Raw genomic sequence first — 17,475 nt, forward strand, 5'->3', positions numbered from 1 at the left:
CAAATGGCATGGACTCGAACACTGAGGTTCTCGTGGGGTGGCGGACCGGCTCGTGTGGCTGGGACGCCCTCGTCGAACGCTACTCACGGCTCGTTTGGTCGGTGCCCAGATCGTTCCGCCTGAGCTATGCCGACGCGGCCGACGTCTACCAGTGCACGTGGCTCTGCCTGGCCGAACATCTCACCCGGCTGCGACAACCCGAGATGCTGGCTGCGTGGCTGGTCCGTACCGCAACGCGTCAGTCGATCGCGGTTGTCCGCGCTCGTGGGCGCGAGGTCTCGCTCGATCGCTGGGAGCCGGAGTCGTCGCTTCCAGCGCCTGACGAGGTCGCCGTGACCAACGACCGCCAGCGCCGGCTGTGGACCGCGTTGATGACCTTGACCGAGCGGTGCCAGCGGCTGCTGTGCATCGCTGCCCACAGCCCCGAGCTGAGTTATGCACAGGTTGCCGACGCCCTGGGGATAAAGGTGGGGAGCGTTGGGTCGACGCGCAGCCGATGCCTGGCTGAGCTGCGGCGGAAGCTGGAGGGCCAGCGATGAGGGACCCGTTGCTCGACGACATCGCGGACCTGTTGTCTTCCGACATGCCGCCGCCCGTCCAGGCACCCTGCCCCACCGGCCTCCAGCCGATGGAGGCCGTGGACGAGCCCGTCCGCGGCCCGTCCAGGCAGCTCGTCTTCCACGTCGGAGCCGGTCGGATGTACCTGCAGCTCGACCCGGCTGTCCGGCTGACCGGGGTGCTGGACGACAAGGGCGTCTCCGTCGAGGTCCGCACGCCTGACTCCGTGCTGGCGCTGCGCCCGGACGCCGAGGGCTGGTTCCGCGCCGACGTCAGACCAGGCCCGGTGTGCGTGACCGTGCCCGAGCTGGGCCTGACGACGGGGTGGTTCGTCGCATGAGCGCCAGCGCCGATCCACAGGCCACCATCGCCCGCACCCGGGTGTGCGGTACTCGCGGGCAGCGGGCCGATGCCCTGCACGACCTGAGCGTCGCCCACGTCGAACTCGGCCACCTCGACGTCGCCGCGCGGTTCGCACAGCGCGGACTGCGGCTCACCGGCGAGGCGCGGTTCCACCTCACGCTGGCGTGGATCGACCTGGATCGGGGCCGCCGCAAGCAAAGCCTGCGGCACCTGGACCTCGCCACGCCACATCTTCGAGGGCGGGAGCTGGCTCGGGCGCGGTGCCTGCGCGGGCTGCACCTCTGTCAGTCCGCCGAGCCGCGGCTGGCGATCGCGGAGCTGACGGCGGTCATCCGGGAGTTGAGGCGGTACGGGGACGATCGGTGGCTCGCCAACGCGCTCGTCGGGCGTGGGATTGCCCGGTGTGGTGCGACGAAGCTGGCGGCGGCCGAGTCGGACTTCGCTGCGGCGCAGGCTTTGCTCAACACCATCGGTGAGCCTGGGCGCGCGGCGATGTGTCTGCACAACCGGGGGTTCGTGGCAATGCTCGCGGGCGATCTGCCCAAGGCGTTGCGGTTGTACGAGGAAGCCGCGAAGGCCGGACTCGATTCGACGAGCAAACCGGAGGCGCTCGTCGACAGAGCCGAGGCGTTGCTGGCGGCCGGGCTCACCACGGAAGCACGACGGGTGCTGACGCCGGCGTTGGAGCTGCTGCGCCGGTGCAATCGACACGTTCCGGAACTGGCCGCGCTGAGCGCACGGTGCGCCTTGCGCGATGGAGATCCGGAGCCCGCGCTCAAGCTCGGTGGCCAGGACGTCGAGTTCATGCTCGCTGCCGGAAAGATTGATGCTGTTGCGGCGCACCGGTTTCGCGGACCGGCGCAGACGCGGGCACTTGGCTGGCTGGCGCAGGCGCGCAGATCCGACCGGCGTGGTGCGCTCGCGGCATGCCGGGCGGGGCTCAGGGTTCTGGAAGAGCACTACGGCGATTGGCCTCGCCGCGAGCTGACCGCGCACGCCCTCGGGCTCGCCCGGACAGCACGGGAGGTGCTGCATTGGGCGGAGCAGCACCGAATGGCGTCGCCGCTCCCACCACCGAACGCCGAACTGGCACAAACGCTCACGGCGCTGCGTCGCGCACGTGCGTTCGGCGGTCCGGTCGAGGCGCTGGAGCGGGACGTTCGCCGGCTTGTGCTCGCCACCCGTCCGCGAGGTGTTCGCGAAACCGTTGCGGCGCCGGATCTACCGCTCGTCAGCTTCATCCTCCACAGAGGACGAATGACGGCCGTCACCGTGCTGAACGGGCGGGCACGCCTGCGCGTGGTGGTCGATCCGGCCGAACTCGTCCAGACGGCCAAGCTCGCACTTCGAGCGGGCCGGCCGGTGGTCACCGATGTCCTGCCGGAGGTGGACGAGGTGATCGTCATTCCGGACGGAGTGCTGCACGACCTGCCGTGGGCAGCGCTCAGACCCAAGGTGCACGTGCTCCCAAGGCTGAGCTGCTGGCGCGAGCCGCGCGACATGCGAGAGCGGGTGTGGATCAGTGGACCGGGTGTCTGCCAGGAAGAAGTGCCCACCCTGCACCAAAAGCACGGAGGGCTGATAGCTGGGTCCACAGTGGAAGAAGCACTTCGAGCGCTCGACGGCGCCGGAATCGCGCACATCGCCGCGCACGGCGAAGTCAACGTCGACAATCCGCTGTTCTCGCACCTCGAACTGGAGGACGGTCCGCTCTACGGCTACGACATCGCCCGCATCGAGCACCCGCCGGAGATCGTGGTGCTCTCGGCCTGCGAGTCAGGCCTGGCCAGGGCGTTTCTCGACGCGGGCACCCGCGCGGTGATCGCCAGCGTGCTGCCGGTGCCGGACGCACAGGTCAGCGAGGCCATGGTGGAGGTGCACCGACTCATCGGCCACCCCGCAGCGGCCGCGAGAGCCGTGGCGCACCTGGGGTTCAGCTGCTACGGCACCGGCACCAGGGTGGCGGCGTGCAGTGCGGCCGCGAACGACGTGCCCGTGCACAACGCCTGCTGAGAACCCACCGTGGCCGGCACGTCCACCCCGTCGACGACGACGTCGACCCACGGGCCGTGTCCCGAGAACGGGGCCGCGGCGCCGACAGCGATCACGGACGGCAGCGCGGCGGGCCACCACGGGCGCGAGGAGGCGCCGTTGCCTGCCGCGGCGACCACGTTGCGGCCGCACGAGGCCAGCACCGGCGGACATTCGTCGTTGAACGAATAGGTGCCGGACGTGACCAGCACGACCGGCAGGGAGCGGGTGGCTCGCAGGGCTGCGGCGAGCGTCAGGTCGTCGCCGAAGCCCGAGGCCGTGAGCACCGGGAACGGGCGGACCGTGGCGCCGTGGTGGCGCAGGACGCCGGCCACCAGGGAGCCGTGCGGGTCGTCCAGCGGGGTGTCGAGCAGGGCCACGGTGCCCTCGCCGAGGAGGTCGGGCAGGCGGCCGCCGACCACCGGGCGGGAGGTGCCGATCATGATCGGGCAGGCCAGGTGGACGTGGTTCGGGGTGGCGCCGACTGCCAGCGCGATCTCGACCACGCGGGTGCGGTCTACGGCTTTCGTGTACATGCGGATGGCGCCGGAAGCGATCTCCTCGTGGGAGTAGACGCCTCGCAAGCGTTTGCGCACAGTGGATGCGTCTGGCGGGAGGACGATCAGTTCGCCCGAACGGACCAAACACTCGTTTGGGCCAGCTGGATCGTGCACGAGTACCGGGCCGAGGGCACGGGAGGCGTGATCGACCAGCTCAGAGAGGCTGTTGACCTGCTTTGGCGCGTCCACATCGGACACCATCCCCCGGCGCGACACGGTCCACAGGGGAGCGAGGCGCAAAGTCACTCGATCCGATGACGACACAGACGGTGTTCATGCCTGATCAGGGCAACCCGGACAGCCGCACGGGAACGCCCTTCCGAGTGTTTTGCGCCGAGTTGGTTCGCAAAGTCACTCACCAGTGCTAGACATAGCTCAACGTCGACCTCCGACGGCGCTGTGCGTTGGCGGTGACCTGAACGGTGGACGGTGGTGATCCTGTGGCAGGCCGTGGAGCTGGTGCACTGCTGCTGCGGGCCGCTGCGCTCGGCGGGCTGACCGCCGCCGCCTGGTTGCTGGGCGGGACCCAAGCGTCCGCCAGCCCCGAGGAACCGCCGGCCGTCGAGATCACCGCCGAAGCTCCCCAGCTGTTCGACGATCCGGCCGGGTGGGCCAAGGCGCTCACGAACTCCGTGCTCGACCGCCACCAGGCCCAACGGGTCGTGCCTCCCGCCGTCCGGCCGCAGGAGCCCGAGCCCGAAGAAGAAGACGACGGACCGGTGCTGGATTTCACCGGCGGCACGCAGAGCAGCACGCGTTCCGGCACCGTGACGAACCAGGCGCCGCCCGAGGTCATGCAGGCCAAGATGCGGGCCCGTGCCGCCGCCAAGGCTGCGAGGCTCGCCGCTCAGGCACCTCCGCCTCCGCCGCCCGCACCGCCGGTCGTTCCGGTCAAGAAGGTCGTGCCGCTGCTGCCCGATCTGCCCGTGCCGGCCCCGGTCAAGACCGAGCCCGTCCAAACGAGCGACCTCAACTGGACCACCCCCGGACCGGACGCCCCGCTGCCCACGCCGCAGCAGGCACCCGTGGTCGCGACGGCTTCCGCGTCGTCCGGCCACTCCGACAACTCCGGCGGCGCGCGCGGCGTGCTCGCCGTTCTGACGTCGCACAACTCGCTGTTCCCGCCCGCCACGTGGTCGGTGGAGGAACGCCGCGACGGACGTTCACCAGGCAGCCTTCCCGGCCTGCCGAGCACGTCACCCGACTGAGTCAGACGGGACATCTCTGCCCTCTGCGCGATTTGTGACCGTCTCGTTCCGTCGCGCGCATAACTCCTTCCCGCATTTCCCGTTGTACGCAAGGAACCCAGACTTCCTGACCTGCCAACCGCGCCCTGGCAGGTCGGGTCTGGTCCGAGTGCCGCACTGCCCCTGCAGTTCTCGGACCGCACGGGAAAACCTGCGGACGGGGGACGTCAATCCCTGGGACGTTCCCCGCCGCAGGTCAACCCGGTGGCAAGTTCGTCGGCCCGGTCTCCACCGCTGCGGGAGACCGGGTCGACGTGTCTCAAGCGACCGGCCCCAAAAGTTCGGCATCCGCCGGGAACCCTGTCCCGGCAACGGATGCAGCCACCACACCCAAACGGCCGATCGCCTCGCGCAACACTTCGGGCGACTGCGTGTACGGCACTCGGAGCATCTGCTCGCACCCGCCGTGCACCGCGAACCGAGGCCCCGGCACGAGCCGCAGGCCGTGGTTCTGCGCCACGACCGCGATTCGGGTGCTCACCGGGCCGTCGAGCGTGCACCACACGCCGAGCCCACCGGCAGGCACCTCGAAACTCCACTGTGGACAGTGCGAACGCAGAGCGGCGACCGTTACGTCCCTTTGCTCCCGTGCTTCCGCTCGCCGTTGCCGCAGCACGGTTTCCGGCGTCTCCAGCAACGCGGCCAGCACGAGCTGCTCGAACACCGGCGTGCCGAGATCGATCGCCGCCCGTGCCGACAGCAACCTGTGCACGATGTCCAGCGACGCCCTGATCCAGCCGATCCGCAGTCCACCCCAGTGCGACTTGCTCGCGGATCCCAGCGTCACCACCGAGTCCCCGCCAAATGAAGCAACCGGCAACGGCATCTCGTCGGACTCCAGTGACAGCTCCGCCAAGGTCTCGTCGACGACCAGCGGTGTACGAGCCTTGCGCAGCACGGTGGAAAGCGCTTCCCGCTGCTCGGCCGTCATCAGCAGCCCGGTCGGGTTCTGGAACTCCGGGATCAGGTAGGCCAACCGGGGGCCTGCCTGCCGCAGGGCGGCCTCGAACCCGTCCACGTCCCAGCCGGAGCTCAGCATCGGCACCGGCACGGGGATGCCGAACGACGCCCGCACCGCCTCCAACGCGTTGGGGTAGCTCGGTTGCTCCACCAGGACGCGATCACCGGGCCCGACGAACAGCCGCAGCACCAACGCCCACGCGTGCTGCGCCCCCGACGTCACCACGATCTGCTCAGGCGACGTGGGCAGGCCACGCGCGGTATACCGGTCCGCGATCCGTTGCCGCAGCAGCAACAACCCCCGCTCGTCGTACCCGTGCGACGCCAGGTGCTCCGGCATTTGGACCATCGCCACGTCCATCGCCGCCCGCAACGACGGCAACGCGGGCGGCGCGGCCCGGGACAGGTCGATCAACGTGTCGTCGAAGCCGGTGATCCCGCCGCCACCACCGACAGGCCCGTTGATCCACGACCCGGCCCCGCGTCGCGACGCAACCACCCCCTCGTCCCGCAACTGGTCGAGGGCCGCGGTGATCGTGGTCCGGCTCACCGGCAGAGCCTCGGTGAGCTCGCGCTCGGACGGCAGCCGGGTACCGACGGGCAGCCGGCCGTCCGTGACCAGCAACCGCATGGCCGCGGCGAGATCAGCCGAGCCCTGCCGCGCGCCACCCCGTCGCCACGACCCGAGCAGCCGGGCGAGCCGAGTCCCCGATATACGTCCACCTGGTGGGAGCATGAGGCCAATTATCCGGAATTGGCTATGGATTACCAGGCCAATCACGACCCAGTATGGCCACATGGCCACATTGACCGCACTCCACCAGGTCCCCGTGAGGATCGCGCCCATCCGTCGTCTCTCCCAGCTCTTCGCAGGTCTGTGGCTCTACGGCGCGAGCATGGGAATGCACATCCGCTCGACGCTCGGCCTCGATCCGTGGGACGTGCTCCACGAGGGCCTGGCCAGACGCACCGGCCTGAGCTTCGGCCTGATCACCGCGCTCACCGGCGCGCTGGTGCTGCTCGTGTGGATCCCGCTGAAGCAGAAGCCCGGCGTCGGCACCATCGCCAACGTGGTGGTCATCGCGATCAGCGTCGACGTGACGCTCGCGCTCATCCCCGCACCACAAGGACTTCTGCCGAGGATCGTGCTGCTCACACTGGGCATCGTGCTGAACGCGGTCGCGTTCGCCGCGTACGTCGGGTCACGGCTCGGACCGGGCCCGCGCGACGGCATGGTCACCGGGTTCTGCCGCCGCACGGGCGCTTCCCTGCGCCTCACCCGGACCGTCATCGAACTGGTGGTGCTCGGCACCGGCTGGCTGCTCGGCGGGACCGTCGGCATCGGCACGATCCTCTACGCCGTCAGCATCGGCCCGCTCGCCCAGCTCTTCCTGCCCGCGCTCACCTGGCGCGAGCGCTCGCAGCCCGCTTCCTGATCTCGCCGTAGGTGACCCCGCGCTCGGTCAGCACCTCGGCCACGATTCCCTTGCCCTGCAACAACGCCAGCACGATGTGCTCGTTGCCGAGGTAGTTGTGGCCGAGGTCGCGGGCCTCGCGCAACGAGTTCTCCAGCGCCTTCTTGAACGCCGGCTCCAACGGCATGCCGAACCACCGCCGGCGCGGTCCCGGCCGCAGCACGCCGGACCCGAGTGACCGCTCGACCGAGTCGATCACCGCGTCGACGTCGATCCCCAAGCCCCGCAACGCTTCCGCGTCCGCCTTGGTCAGCCCGCCCTTGCGCCGGTAGTCGCGGAACTCCCGCTCCAGCTCCTCGCGCGGCAGGTCGAACCCCGCCAGCACCGGCGTGTCCAGCAACGCCAGCAGCAGGTACTCCACGCCCACCTCGCCGGCGTGCACCCGTTCCGCATCACGCACCGCGGCCTTCACGGCCTCGCGTGCCTCCTTGGTGAACCGTTCCGCGATCATCATCGCCCCCCGTGCTTCTTGTGCACCGCCTGGCGCGACACCCCTAGCTCCGCCGCGATGTCCTGCCACGACCAGCCCTGGGCCCGCGCACTGCGGACCTGGACGGCCTCCAGATGTTCCAAAAGTCGCCGCAGCGCGCTGACGGCACGCAACCCGACCCTCGGGTCGCGGTCTCCGGCCGCCGTGGCGAGATCCGTCGCTTCAGTCATGCTGTCAACGTACGTTGACAAGCCGAGGTCGTCAACCCAAGTTGACACGTACGGTGAGCGGGTGAAGATCGAGACCGCTGAGCAGGGAGCCCCGGGACGAGTCACCGAAGATCGGATCCGCGTGCTGCCCAACGCCGTCGTGGTGCTCGACGGCGTCACTTCACGAACCAGGCCACCGACCAGGAACGGCGGCTGGTACGCCACACAGCTCGCCGACGAACTGGCCAGGCTGATCAACGACACGGATCCGCTCCAGGACCTGCTGGCTCAAGCCATCACGAACCTCGTCGACCAGCACGACCTCGTGCCGGGCGACTCCCCGTCCGCGACCGCGGCGATCATCAGGTGGACGGACGAGACCATCGACGCACTCGTCCTGTGCGACACCCCGGTCGTCGCGTTCGGACAGACGACCCACGTCCTCGAAGACACCCGGCTCGAAGATCTGCGACCGGACCCGGACATCCTCAGGTGGAAGAACCAGCCGGGCGGCTACTGGGTCGCCGAGGCCGAACCCGTTGCGGCACACCAGGCTCTGACCGCGAGCTGGCCACGTGCCGAGATCAGGAAAGTGATCGTCGCCACCGACGGTGTCTCATGTGGAGTGTCCGAGTACGGGCTCTTCGCGTGGGAGGACCTCGCGGAAATGCCGCTGGGCGAAGTTCTCGATCAAATCCGGGCAGCCGAGCGCGGTGATTCGGAGCACAAGCGTTGGCCCCGCTACAAAACCCACGACGACCAGGCGATCGCGAGGCTGTGCACGTAACTGGGCCGGATAACGAAAGAAGCCCCGCAGCGTGTGCTGCGGGGCTTCTTTCGAAGAGGGATGGCCAGGGGCGGGGTCGAACCGCCGACCTACCGCTTTTCAGGCGGTCGCTCGTACCAACTGAGCTACCTGGCCATGAAACAAGAAAGCGACCCAGACGGGACTCGAACCCGCGACCTTCGCCGTGACAGGGCGACGCGCTAACCAACTGCGCCACTGGGCCTTGCTCTTGCAGATCTTACCTTACTACTTCTACTACTTGTTACTGCGTGCCCCCAACGGGATTCGAACCCGCGCGACCGCCTTGAAAGGGCGGGATCCTAGGCCGCTAGATGATGGGGACTAGCTGGTCTCTGGAAGCATCGTAAGCATATGGCATAGGTCCGCGCACCTCCAAAACGGGGGTGTCACTTACGTCCTGACCTGCCCAAACCACCTCGAAGCCAGGATCGACCAGATCGACAAATGCCTGCTCACGGCCCAACCGGCCCGTCAGCGGTGTTTTGTGATCCAGACAACTTCCACGACGAAGCTGCGACGCACGGCAGCACGTGCCCGAGAACTTCGCGGATCCGAGCCGGGAAGTCGGCGCACGCCGTCGTCGCCGACGAGATCAACCGGGCACCGAGCGCGGCCCCGCACAACGTCCGCGCCACGGCATCGGGATCGACACCGGCACGCAGATCGCCGCGCTCGCCGGCCTCGGCCACGTAACCCGCGATCAGCTTCTCCCACATGATGTGCGTGGTGGGCACGCCCGGATAGCCGACCTCGCGATCAGCGGCGAGCCGTACGCCCGCACGCAGCACGATGTCCGCGGCCATCCGGTCGGCCGACTCGGCGAACATGCCGTGCAGAGCGCTCAACGGGTCGACGCCCCGCGCGCGCCAGGTCTCGCGAACCTGGGCCCACAGGTCGCTCTGCCGTTCGATCAACGCGTCGGCGACCGCTTCCTTGGAAGCGAAGTGGAAGTAGAACGCGCCCTTGGTCAGCCCGGCACGTGCGAGCACGGCGGTCAGCGACGTGCGCTCGTAGCCGAGCCGGTCGAACTCCTCCGCCGCGGCGTGGAGTATCGCCTCACGTGTCGCGTACGCCCGATCCTGCTGGGGCATGGGTCAAGGTTAGCCGTTGCCGCTAAAGAGACCGGTGGGTATGTTTCGAGATGCGGCCCTGTCCTGCAGACGCGCTCCGGGGGGTGCGCGTCTGGAGTCAGGGCCGCCCTCGCGTACGCATCACTTCACCGCTGCACAGGGGGCGCTCCGCCGTCCTCGCCCGGTGACAGGCCCAGCATGTCGAGCAGCATCCTGCAGTCCTCGGTGCCCAGGGCGCTCCGTGCGACGGCGAGCCTCGCCCGGTGAACCTGATCGTCGGAGATCCGCGAGGGTTCTCCGCTGCGCTGGGCCGGCACGTTCGGCCCGCCCTGACGCGACATGCCGTCGTCTTGTGTGAACAGGAACTTCCGTACTTCCAGCGACCCGCTCATGAGTGCCCTCCCCGACTTGAGGTTGGCGCGAGGCTAAGCGACCTGGGACAACGGCCGCAGCCCCCCGCAGAGTGATTCCACCGCCACCCAGCGTTACTTTCTGTACAGGTGCGGCGCCTGTCTGGTGGGGATCTCGCCAAGGGAAGATGGACCGATGACTGATCCCACGCCGGAGCCTTCCCCCGATGCAGAGGCCCAAAACGCCGGACAGATACCGCCCGCGGTCGACCCCCAGGAGATCCTGAAGGCCATCAGCGGCATCAACATGGACGCGATCGAGGCCGACATCGAGTCGTCGTTCGGCGCGCGGATGGCCGAGCTCGACAAGATGCTCGAGGGTCTCGACGACCTGGTCAACAAGATCGAGTCGGACATCCAGAACCTGGACCAGCCGAAACCTGACGGTCCTCAGTAGACCGTTTACCCCAGGGGGGTATGATCGGTGTCCCGCACCCAGAGGAAGGGACCCCGATGTCCGTCTCCACCACCTACACCGTCACCGGCATGACCTGCGGTCACTGCGTCAGCTCCGTGAAGGAGGAGCTGGGCGAGGTCGCCGGCGTCACGGGCGTCGACGTCGTCCTGGAGACCGGCGCGGTGACCGTGACCAGCGACCGCGAGCTGGACCGCGCCGAGGTCGTCGCGGCCGTCAGCGAGGCCGGGTACCAGGTCGCCTGATGACCACGACCGAGCCCCGCCACGTCGAGCTCAGCATCAGCGGCATGACGTGCGCCTCCTGTGCGCGGCGCGTCGAACGCAAGCTGAACAAGCTCGACGGCGTCTCCGCCACGGTGAACTACGCGACCGAGAAGGCCAGCGTCCAGTTCCCGGACAACCTGCGCGTCGACGACCTGGTCTCGACCGTGCGCGCGGCGGGGTACGACGCGGAGGAGCCCACGCCCGAGGTCGCCGAGGACTCGGGCGACCTGGGGCTTCGCTTCGCGCTGGCGGCGGTGCTCGGCGTGCCGGTGATCGCGTTCTCGATGGTCCCGGCGTGGCAGTTCCCCACCTGGCAGTGGGTGTCGCTGGCGCTCGCCAGCGTGGTCGTGTGGGTCTGCGGCTGGCCGTTCCACCGTGCAGCCGCCGTCAACGCACGGCACGGCGCCAGCACGATGGACACCCTCGTCTCGATGGGCGTCACGGTCTCGTACCTCTGGTCGCTCTACGCGCTGGTGTTCGGCACGGCCGGGACGATCGGCATGCGGCACGAGTTCAGCCTGCTGCCGCGGCCGGTGGGCTCCGGGGACATCTACCTGGAGGTCGCGGTCGGCGTGACCGTGTTCCTGCTGCTCGGCCGCTGGCTGGAGGCCCGGTCCAAGCGCAGCGCGGGTGCGGCCCTGCGGTCACTGCTCGCATTGGGCGCCAAGGACGTCTCGGTGCTACGCGACGGCGTGGAGACCCGCGTACCCATCGGCCAGCTCCGGGTCGGCGAACGGTTCGTGGTCCGTCCGGGTGAGCGGATCGCCACGGATGGCCTAGTGGTCGAGGGCAGCTCCGCGGTGGACCGCTCGATGGTCACCGGCGAGTCGGTGCCCGTCGAGGTCGGTGCCGGCGATTCCGTCGTGGGCGGGACGGTCAACGCGGGTGGCCGGTTGGTCGTTTCCGCGACTTCTGTTGGTTCGGACACCCAGCTGGCGCACATGGCGCGGCTCGTCGAGCAGGCGCAGACCGGCAAGGCCGAGGTGCAACGCCTGGCCGACCGGGTGTCGTCCGTGTTCGTCCCGGTCGTCGTGGTGATCGCACTGGCGGCGTTCGGCGCGTGGCTGCTCGCCGGGCGGCCGGTCGAGTTCGCGGTGACGACGGCGGTGGCCGTGCTCGTGATCGCGTGTCCATGCGCGCTGGGACTGGCGACGCCGACGGCGTTGCTCGTGGGCACCGGCCGCGGCGCCCAGCTCGGGATCCTGGTGAAGGGTCCGGAGGTGCTGGAGTCGACGCGGCGGGTGGACACCGTGGTGCTGGACAAGACCGGCACCGTCACCACCGGCCGACTGACGCTCGTCGACGTGGTCCCCGCGGACGGCGTGGAGCGGGACGAGGTGCTGCGGTTCGCGGCGGCCGTCGAGAACGCGTCCGAACACCCGATCGCCGCGGCGATCGTGCGCGAGGTGCCCGACCTCCTGCCGGTGTCGGACTTCGTTTCCACGGACGGTGTGGGCGTCAGCGGAGTGGTCGAAGGTCGACGCGTTGTCGTCGGGCGACTGCGGAACGTTTCGCTGCCAATGGAGCTGACTGAGGCTCTGGTTGCACACGCGACTCGAACCGTTGTCGCGGTTTCCTTTGATGACAAGGTTGTCGGAATCGTTGTCGTGGCGGACGTCGTGAAAACCACGTCTGCACAAGCGATACGTTCGTTGCGCGAACTCGGTTTGCGGCCTGTGCTGCTCACCGGTGACAACGCTGACGTGGCCGCCGCGGTGGCTGCGGAGGTCGGCATCGACGACGTGATCGCCGACGTGCTGCCCGCCGAGAAAGTCGCCGCGGTGCGGAATCTCCAGGCACAGGGCCGAGTTGTGGCGATGGTCGGTGACGGCGTGAACGACGCGCCTGCGCTCGCGGCCGCAGATCTGGGGCTGGCCATGGGAACTGGCACGGACGTCGCGATCGAGGCGAGCGACCTGACGCTCGTGCGCGGCGACCTGCGCGTGGCGGCGGACGCGATTCGGTTGTCCCGCAAGACTTTGGGCACGATCAAGGGGAATCTGTTCTGGGCGTTCGCCTACAACGTCGCTGGACTTCCACTCGCGGCGCTGGGGTTGCTGAACCCCATGATCGCGGGTGCCGCGATGGCTTTCAGCAGCGTGTTCGTTGTTACCAACAGCTTGCGACTACGGGGATTCCGTCCATCGGCAACTTAAGAATCTCGCTGGCACCTCTCCCCAACAGGCTTGTGTGCGTGCAACAATCCAAACAGCTGACACACCCCCGGTCAGCGCCTGTGGAGATCCCCTCCGGCCCCCGCGTTCCTCCCCCTGGCGCGGGGGCCTCTCCATGCCCACGGTGAGTAGACCGGCACCACACCTTGGGGTGACTCAGGTCACAGGGGTTTGGCTTCCGTGACCGAGCCGTTATCGTGTGCCGGTGCCTATCGGATCCCTCGGACGCTCCAAGTCCGGCCGTCACCGTCCAGCGGACGAACCGCAGGAGACGTTGCCCGACGAGGAGCTGACCTCTTACCTGGCAGCGCTGGCCCCCGACTCGGACAACGAGACGACCGCCTCGGGCTTCGGCAACGCGCAGGTGTACCAGCTGCGGCTGCAGCTCATGGCCAACGAGCAGCTCAAGGAGCTCGCCGCGGAGCGTCAGACCTCCCCGCAGGCGCTCGCCACGGAGTGGGTCATGCAGCGACTGGAGTGGGAAGCGCGCCAGCGCGGCCACTAGCAAACCCGTGAACCAAGAAGGACCCTCGGCCGAGCCCGGCCGAGGGTCCTTCTCACGTGCGACTAGATTTGCGGCGAATCAGACCGCACGGACGTTCTGGGCCTGCGGGCCCTTGGTGCCCTGGCCGACTTCGAACTCCACGCGCTGGTTCTCCTCCAGGGTCCGGAAGCCCTGACCCTGGATCTCCGAGTAGTGGACGAAGACGTCTGCGCCGCCGTTGTCCTGGGCGATGAAGCCGAAGCCCTTCTCGGAGTTGAACCACTTGACAGTGCCCTGTGCCATGTACCTGCCTCCATCGCAGGAAAGCTTGGGGTTGCACCGTGCAACCCCGGCCGTCCCGGGGGCGGTCAGTGCGCTCGTGAGAGCGCGCAGCACGCCCGCGTGTCGTTCCGCGAGCGTGTGAAGCACGAACACAGAAACCACGGCCTGCGTGCGTCAGCCTAACGTGTGATGCGTCATAGCACTACAGGTCATTACCGGCCAGTCGGCTGCCTCAATAGGAGGAAACCCGCTGGTCCGGGTGGGTGATCGCGTTCTCTCATGCAACTTGTCAGTACCCCTGCGCGTCTCTTGTGCGTTGTCCGAGGGGATCTTGGGGAGAGCACGTGATTCGGCCGCTGATCTTGGCTGTACTACTGGGTTTGACCGCTTGCAGTGCCGCGCCCGACGCACCGTCGGCGCCGACCGCTCCGGTCGTTGACGAGAAGCCCAAGGCGGCACTCACCGTGACGCCGGCGTCGGGTGAAGGGATCAGCCCGGCCGGGCCGTTTGAGGTCGGAGTGACAGGGGGTGCACTGACCGCAGTCGCACTGACCAACGCCGAGGGCAAGGCCGTCAAGGGGGAACTGACGGCCGACCGGTGGGTCGCCACCGAGGACCTGGGCTACGACAAGGTCTACACGTGGTCCGGTTCGGCGAAGGGCCAGGACGGTGCGGAGGTGCCCGTCAGCGGTTCGTTCCGCACGCTCAAGCCGCAGCGCCTCACGAACGTGTCGGCGAACGTCGGTGACCACGAGACCTACGGCATCGCGATGCCGATCAAGATGACGTTCAGCGCGCCGGTGCAGGACAAGGCCTCCGTGCAGAAGGCCATGACCGTCACGACGTCCGTGCCCACCGAGGGCGCGTGGGCGTGGCTGTCCGACACCGAGGCGCACTGGCGCCCGCGCGAGTACTGGAAGCCGAACACCGAGGTGTCCGTCGACGTCAACGTGTACGGGGTGCCGTTCGGGGGCGGCGCCTACGGGTCGAACGACCTGCACGTGCAGTTCAAGATCGCGGATCGCGCGCTGGTGGCCAAGGCCAACACGAAGACGCACCGGTTCGAGATCTACCGCGACGGCGTGCTGCTGCACGACTTCCCGGCGTCGTACGGCAAGGCGGACGAGGCGATGTCGACGACCCGGTCCGGAACCCACGTGGTGATGGCGAAGTGGGCCAAGCGGCCGATGGTGAGCCAGTACTTCGGGTACAACGTCGAGGTCATGTGGGCGGTGCAGATCTCCGGCAACGGCGAGTTCGTGCACGAGAACAACAAGACGATCCCCAAGCAGGGCAAGGAGAACGTCTCGCACGGCTGCGCGAACCTGTCCGAGGCCAGGGCGAAGATCTTCTACGACCTCACGATCGCGGGCGACCCGGTCGAGGTCGTGGGTACCGCGATCACGCTCGGTCCGGAAGACCGCGACTACTGGGACTGGGCACTGGACTGGGCGGCCTGGACCGCCAAGTCCGCCGTGAAGGGTTAGGCCTTCTCGGTGATCTGGGGTGGCTGCGGGATCTCGTAACCCGACGGACCGACGTTGCGTTCGAGGGCCCGCTTCCACTCACCGCTCGAAATCATCTTCTCGATGGCCTCGTTGACGGCGTCCCGCGACTTGTTGTCCCCCTTCGGCACGCCGATGCCGTAGCGCTCCTTGGAGAACGGCTTGCCGACGAGCTTGAGCAACTCGGGGTTCTCGGCGGCGAACCCGGCGAGGATGACCTCGTCGGTGGTGACGGCGTCGACGTTGCCGGCCATCAGCGCGATCACGCAGTCGGAGTACTGGCCGTACTCGACGATCTGCACGCCCTGGGCGTAGTCGCTCTTCACCTTCTGCGCGGACGTGGATCCCTTGACCGAGCACAGCTTGCGGCCGTTCAGGGTCTCCGGACCCTGGACGGACTGCTCGGTGAAGCGGACCAGCATGCCCTGGCCGGTCTCGAAGTACGGGCCGGCGAACGCGACCTTCTGCTTGCGGGCGTCGGTGATCGAGTAGGAGGCGACGATCAGGTCGGCCTCGCCGTTCTCGAGCATCGACTCGCGGGCCGCGCCGCGGGCCTCCTTGAACGTGATACCGCTTTCCTTCACCCCGAGCTCGTTCGCCACGTACTTGGCGACGTCCACGTCGAAGCCGACGTACCGGCCGTCCAGGCGCTTCTGGCTCATGCCCGGCTGGTCGTAGCGGATGCCGATGGTCAGCTTGCCGCTGTCAGCACGTCCGATGACTGTGCTGGTGTCACCGCTCCCACAGGCGGTGGCGAACACCGCTACGGCAGTCAGGAGCGCGGCACGACGGATCACAACAGGCCTTCCGAAGGGTTGTTCGAGATTCGTGCGCAATGCTACGGACCTGCCGCGATGATCAACTGTGATGTATGACAACTAGGGCAGCCGGGCCCTACTGGGTGTCACACTCCGGCCCTCCCGCGCGATCGCCCTGCGGATGTGCCCTGGTGGGACCAGTCGGCGCAGCCCAGGTGGGATCAGCAGAGCCGTCCGGCGCAACATCCGCAGCCGAAGGGTCGCGTTCCGATACGGCGCATGGCCGTGCAGATCTATTGCCCAATCGGGCAGCACCGAGTACGCGAGGTGGCCGACCAGCACTTTGTAGACGGGCATGGCGTGGCGCAGAACACCCTGAGTGGCCGGTCCGTGCAGGAAGTCGTAGATCAACTCGGAGTCGGCGGTCCTGCGCAGGATCGGCCGGACGGTCTCGAAGTACTCCTCCATTTCTCTGCGCGACCCCGGCACTTCGTCCGCGTGCAGGCCCACGAGCGTCGCGGCGAACCGTTGCTCTGCGTAATACCGGTCCTTTTGCCGGTCCGTTAACTCATAACCGGCGCGGTTGAGAACCGTCTCGAAGCTGTAGACCTCGGAGCAATGCACCCAGAGCAGCAACTCCGGCTCGTCGACCCGGAACGTCCTGCCGTCGACCACCCCGCGCAGGCCGCGGTGGGTGGCTCGCACCCGCGCCGCGGCCGCTTCGATCGCCTCGTCGGTGCCGTAGACGCCGAGTCCGACGAAGTCCGCCGTGCGCCGCAGCCGTCCGAACGGGTCGGTCTTGAAGTTGGAGTTCTGCACGACGCCCGCGACCGCTTTCGGGTGCAGGGCCTGCAGGTAGAGGCTCGAGATGCCGGCGACCCACATCATCGGGTCGGCGTACATCTGCCAGCTCACGGAGTTCGGGTCGTTCGGTTCGAGCATGCGGACATCGTCTCGTCTCGCGAAGATGATGGCCATGGACCTGGACCAGGCACGGGAAGTGCTCCGCAGCCAACACCGCGCGGTGTTCTGCGCACTCAAGTCGGACGGCACGCCGGCCATGTCGCCGGTGCTCGTCGCGTTGGACGACAACGGTGATGTGCTCGTCTCCACGCGAGCTACGGCCTACAAGACCAAGCAAGTCCAGCGCGATCCGGCCGTCTCGCTGTGCGTGCTGCCGGACAGCTTCTTCGGGCGGTGGATCCAGATCAACGGCACCGCGACGGTCGTGCCGTTGCCGGACGCCATGGACCTGCTGGTCCAGTACTACCGGACGATCTCCGGCGAGCACCCCGACTGGAACGACTACCGTGCGGCGATGGAACGTGAGCAGCGGGTGGTGCTGCGCATCACGCTGACCGGGGCGGGACCGGACAGGACGGGGTGATTCTCGGGTCCGCCCGTAACACCGTTAGCGGGAGCAACGATTTCACGCGGACGGCGGCTACCGGGCAGGCGGAACCTGGGGAG

21 protein-coding genes and 3 tRNA genes are annotated in these 17,475 nt (G+C 68.2%); 12 read left to right on the forward strand and 12 right to left on the reverse strand.

What is annotated here, in order from left to right; translation table 11 throughout:
• Positions 1-8: 8 nt before the first annotated feature.
• From DI276_RS43645 to DI276_RS43655, 3 genes are read left to right on the forward strand one after another with little or no spacing between them, the layout of a single operon-like run.
• Positions 9-539 carry an RNA polymerase sigma factor gene (locus DI276_RS43645; protein ID WP_112275162.1) on the forward strand — a complete coding sequence of 177 codons (531 nt, stop codon included), beginning with the start codon at positions 9-11 and terminating at the stop codon, positions 537-539.
• On the forward strand, positions 536-898 hold the full coding sequence (locus DI276_RS43650; protein ID WP_112275164.1) for a hypothetical protein: 363 nt from the start codon (positions 536-538) through the stop codon (positions 896-898). Before DI276_RS43645 ends, DI276_RS43650 begins: the two co-directional genes overlap by 4 nt.
• The gene (locus DI276_RS43655; RefSeq protein WP_112275166.1) at positions 895-2,934 is read left to right on the forward strand and encodes a CHAT domain-containing protein; all 2,040 of its coding nucleotides are present in this window, start codon (positions 895-897) and stop codon (positions 2,932-2,934) included. Before DI276_RS43650 ends, DI276_RS43655 begins: the two co-directional genes overlap by 4 nt.
• On the opposite strand, the gene DI276_RS43660 is transcribed toward DI276_RS43655, so the two are convergent.
• The gene (locus DI276_RS43660) at positions 2,862-3,548 is read right to left on the reverse strand and encodes a S8/S53 family peptidase (protein WP_157985325.1); all 687 of its coding nucleotides are present in this window, start codon (positions 3,546-3,548) and stop codon (positions 2,862-2,864) included. The two genes, DI276_RS43655 and DI276_RS43660, sit on opposite strands and share 73 nt — an antisense overlap.
• Positions 3,549-3,952: 404 nt before the next feature.
• Here DI276_RS43660 and DI276_RS43665 point away from each other — a divergent pair, with 404 nt between their 5' ends.
• The gene (locus DI276_RS43665; protein WP_112275170.1) at positions 3,953-4,720 is read left to right on the forward strand and encodes a hypothetical protein; all 768 of its coding nucleotides are present in this window, start codon (positions 3,953-3,955) and stop codon (positions 4,718-4,720) included.
• Between the two features lie 298 nt (positions 4,721-5,018).
• Here DI276_RS43665 and yczR read toward each other — a convergent pair whose 3' ends face one another.
• Positions 5,019-6,455 (reverse strand): MocR-like transcription factor YczR, encoded by a 1,437-nt coding sequence (yczR, locus tag DI276_RS43670; RefSeq protein WP_112275172.1) that lies wholly within the window; start codon positions 6,453-6,455, stop codon positions 5,019-5,021.
• A gap of 61 nt (positions 6,456-6,516) precedes the next feature.
• Between yczR and yczE the strand changes: the two genes are divergently transcribed.
• A complete protein-coding gene (yczE, locus tag DI276_RS50555) occupies positions 6,517-7,155 on the forward strand; it encodes a membrane protein YczE (RefSeq protein WP_157985326.1) in 639 nt (212 codons plus the stop codon).
• Here yczE and DI276_RS43680 read toward each other — a convergent pair.
• Both DI276_RS43680 and DI276_RS43685 read right to left on the reverse strand, forming a co-directional pair.
• Positions 7,121-7,648 carry a Clp protease N-terminal domain-containing protein gene (locus tag DI276_RS43680; RefSeq protein WP_232837322.1) on the reverse strand — a complete coding sequence of 176 codons (528 nt, stop codon included), beginning with the start codon at positions 7,646-7,648 and terminating at the stop codon, positions 7,121-7,123. The genes yczE and DI276_RS43680 overlap by 35 nt on opposite strands.
• Positions 7,645-7,854, reverse strand: coding sequence for a helix-turn-helix domain-containing protein (locus tag DI276_RS43685; protein ID WP_112275176.1), 210 nt, complete (start codon positions 7,852-7,854; stop codon positions 7,645-7,647). Before DI276_RS43685 ends, DI276_RS43680 begins: the two co-directional genes overlap by 4 nt.
• A gap of 61 nt (positions 7,855-7,915) precedes the next feature.
• Between DI276_RS43685 and DI276_RS43690 the strand changes: the two genes are divergently transcribed.
• Entirely contained in the window at positions 7,916-8,620 is a 705-nt protein-coding gene (locus tag DI276_RS43690) for a protein phosphatase 2C domain-containing protein (protein WP_232837323.1), read from the forward strand.
• Positions 8,621-8,681: 61 nt separating this feature from the next.
• Here the strand turns inward: DI276_RS43690 and DI276_RS43695 are convergent.
• The 5 genes from DI276_RS43695 to DI276_RS43715 form a co-directional block, all read right to left on the reverse strand.
• Positions 8,682-8,755, reverse strand: a tRNA-Phe gene (locus DI276_RS43695).
• A gap of 14 nt (positions 8,756-8,769) precedes the next feature.
• Positions 8,770-8,843: transfer RNA gene (locus tag DI276_RS43700), tRNA-Asp, on the reverse strand.
• A gap of 47 nt (positions 8,844-8,890) precedes the next feature.
• A tRNA-Glu gene (locus DI276_RS43705) sits at positions 8,891-8,963 on the reverse strand.
• A gap of 130 nt (positions 8,964-9,093) precedes the next feature.
• On the reverse strand, positions 9,094-9,732 hold the full coding sequence (locus DI276_RS43710; protein WP_112275180.1) for a ScbR family autoregulator-binding transcription factor: 639 nt from the start codon (positions 9,730-9,732) through the stop codon (positions 9,094-9,096).
• A gap of 125 nt (positions 9,733-9,857) precedes the next feature.
• Positions 9,858-10,103, reverse strand: a complete 246-nt coding sequence (locus tag DI276_RS43715; RefSeq protein WP_109629149.1) for a hypothetical protein — start codon at positions 10,101-10,103, stop codon at positions 9,858-9,860.
• A 154-nt stretch (positions 10,104-10,257) separates the two neighbouring features.
• On the opposite strand from DI276_RS43715, the gene DI276_RS43720 reads away from it, so the two are divergent.
• From DI276_RS43720 to DI276_RS43735, 4 genes are all read left to right on the forward strand, one after another.
• Complete coding sequence (locus tag DI276_RS43720) at positions 10,258-10,518, forward strand: hypothetical protein (RefSeq protein ID WP_112275182.1); 261 nt, start codon at positions 10,258-10,260, stop codon at positions 10,516-10,518.
• Between the two features lie 56 nt (positions 10,519-10,574).
• Positions 10,575-10,781, forward strand: a complete 207-nt coding sequence (locus DI276_RS43725; RefSeq protein WP_112275184.1) for a heavy-metal-associated domain-containing protein — start codon at positions 10,575-10,577, stop codon at positions 10,779-10,781.
• Positions 10,781-12,958 carry a heavy metal translocating P-type ATPase gene (locus DI276_RS43730; protein WP_112275186.1) on the forward strand — a complete coding sequence of 726 codons (2,178 nt, stop codon included), beginning with the start codon at positions 10,781-10,783 and terminating at the stop codon, positions 12,956-12,958. Before DI276_RS43725 ends, DI276_RS43730 begins: the two co-directional genes overlap by 1 nt.
• A 223-nt stretch (positions 12,959-13,181) precedes the next feature.
• Positions 13,182-13,481, forward strand: a complete 300-nt coding sequence (locus DI276_RS43735) for a hypothetical protein (protein WP_109629158.1) — start codon at positions 13,182-13,184, stop codon at positions 13,479-13,481.
• A 78-nt stretch (positions 13,482-13,559) separates the two neighbouring features.
• Here DI276_RS43735 and DI276_RS43740 read toward each other — a convergent pair whose 3' ends face one another.
• Entirely contained in the window at positions 13,560-13,763 is a 204-nt protein-coding gene (locus tag DI276_RS43740) for a cold-shock protein (RefSeq protein ID WP_030477903.1), read from the reverse strand.
• Positions 13,764-14,122: 359 nt separating this feature from the next.
• Between DI276_RS43740 and DI276_RS43745 the strand changes: the two genes are divergently transcribed.
• Entirely contained in the window at positions 14,123-15,229 is a 1,107-nt protein-coding gene (locus DI276_RS43745) for a L,D-transpeptidase (RefSeq protein WP_232837324.1), read from the forward strand.
• On the opposite strand, the gene DI276_RS43750 is transcribed toward DI276_RS43745, so the two are convergent.
• Positions 15,226-16,041, reverse strand: a complete 816-nt coding sequence (locus DI276_RS43750; protein ID WP_112275340.1) for a glutamate ABC transporter substrate-binding protein — start codon at positions 16,039-16,041, stop codon at positions 15,226-15,228. The genes DI276_RS43745 and DI276_RS43750 overlap by 4 nt on opposite strands.
• A gap of 84 nt (positions 16,042-16,125) precedes the next feature.
• The gene (locus tag DI276_RS43755; protein WP_112275188.1) at positions 16,126-16,947 is read right to left on the reverse strand and encodes an oxygenase MpaB family protein; all 822 of its coding nucleotides are present in this window, start codon (positions 16,945-16,947) and stop codon (positions 16,126-16,128) included.
• Here DI276_RS43755 and DI276_RS43760 point away from each other — a divergent pair.
• The gene (locus tag DI276_RS43760) at positions 16,946-17,392 is read left to right on the forward strand and encodes a PPOX class F420-dependent oxidoreductase (protein ID WP_232837325.1); all 447 of its coding nucleotides are present in this window, start codon (positions 16,946-16,948) and stop codon (positions 17,390-17,392) included. The genes DI276_RS43755 and DI276_RS43760 overlap by 2 nt on opposite strands.
• The last annotated feature ends 83 nt before the right edge of the window (positions 17,393-17,475 follow it).

It is taken from the genome of Lentzea terrae (assembly GCF_003265345.1).
In the GTDB taxonomy this organism is placed as follows: Bacteria; Actinomycetota; Actinomycetes; order Mycobacteriales; family Pseudonocardiaceae; genus Lentzea; species Lentzea terrae.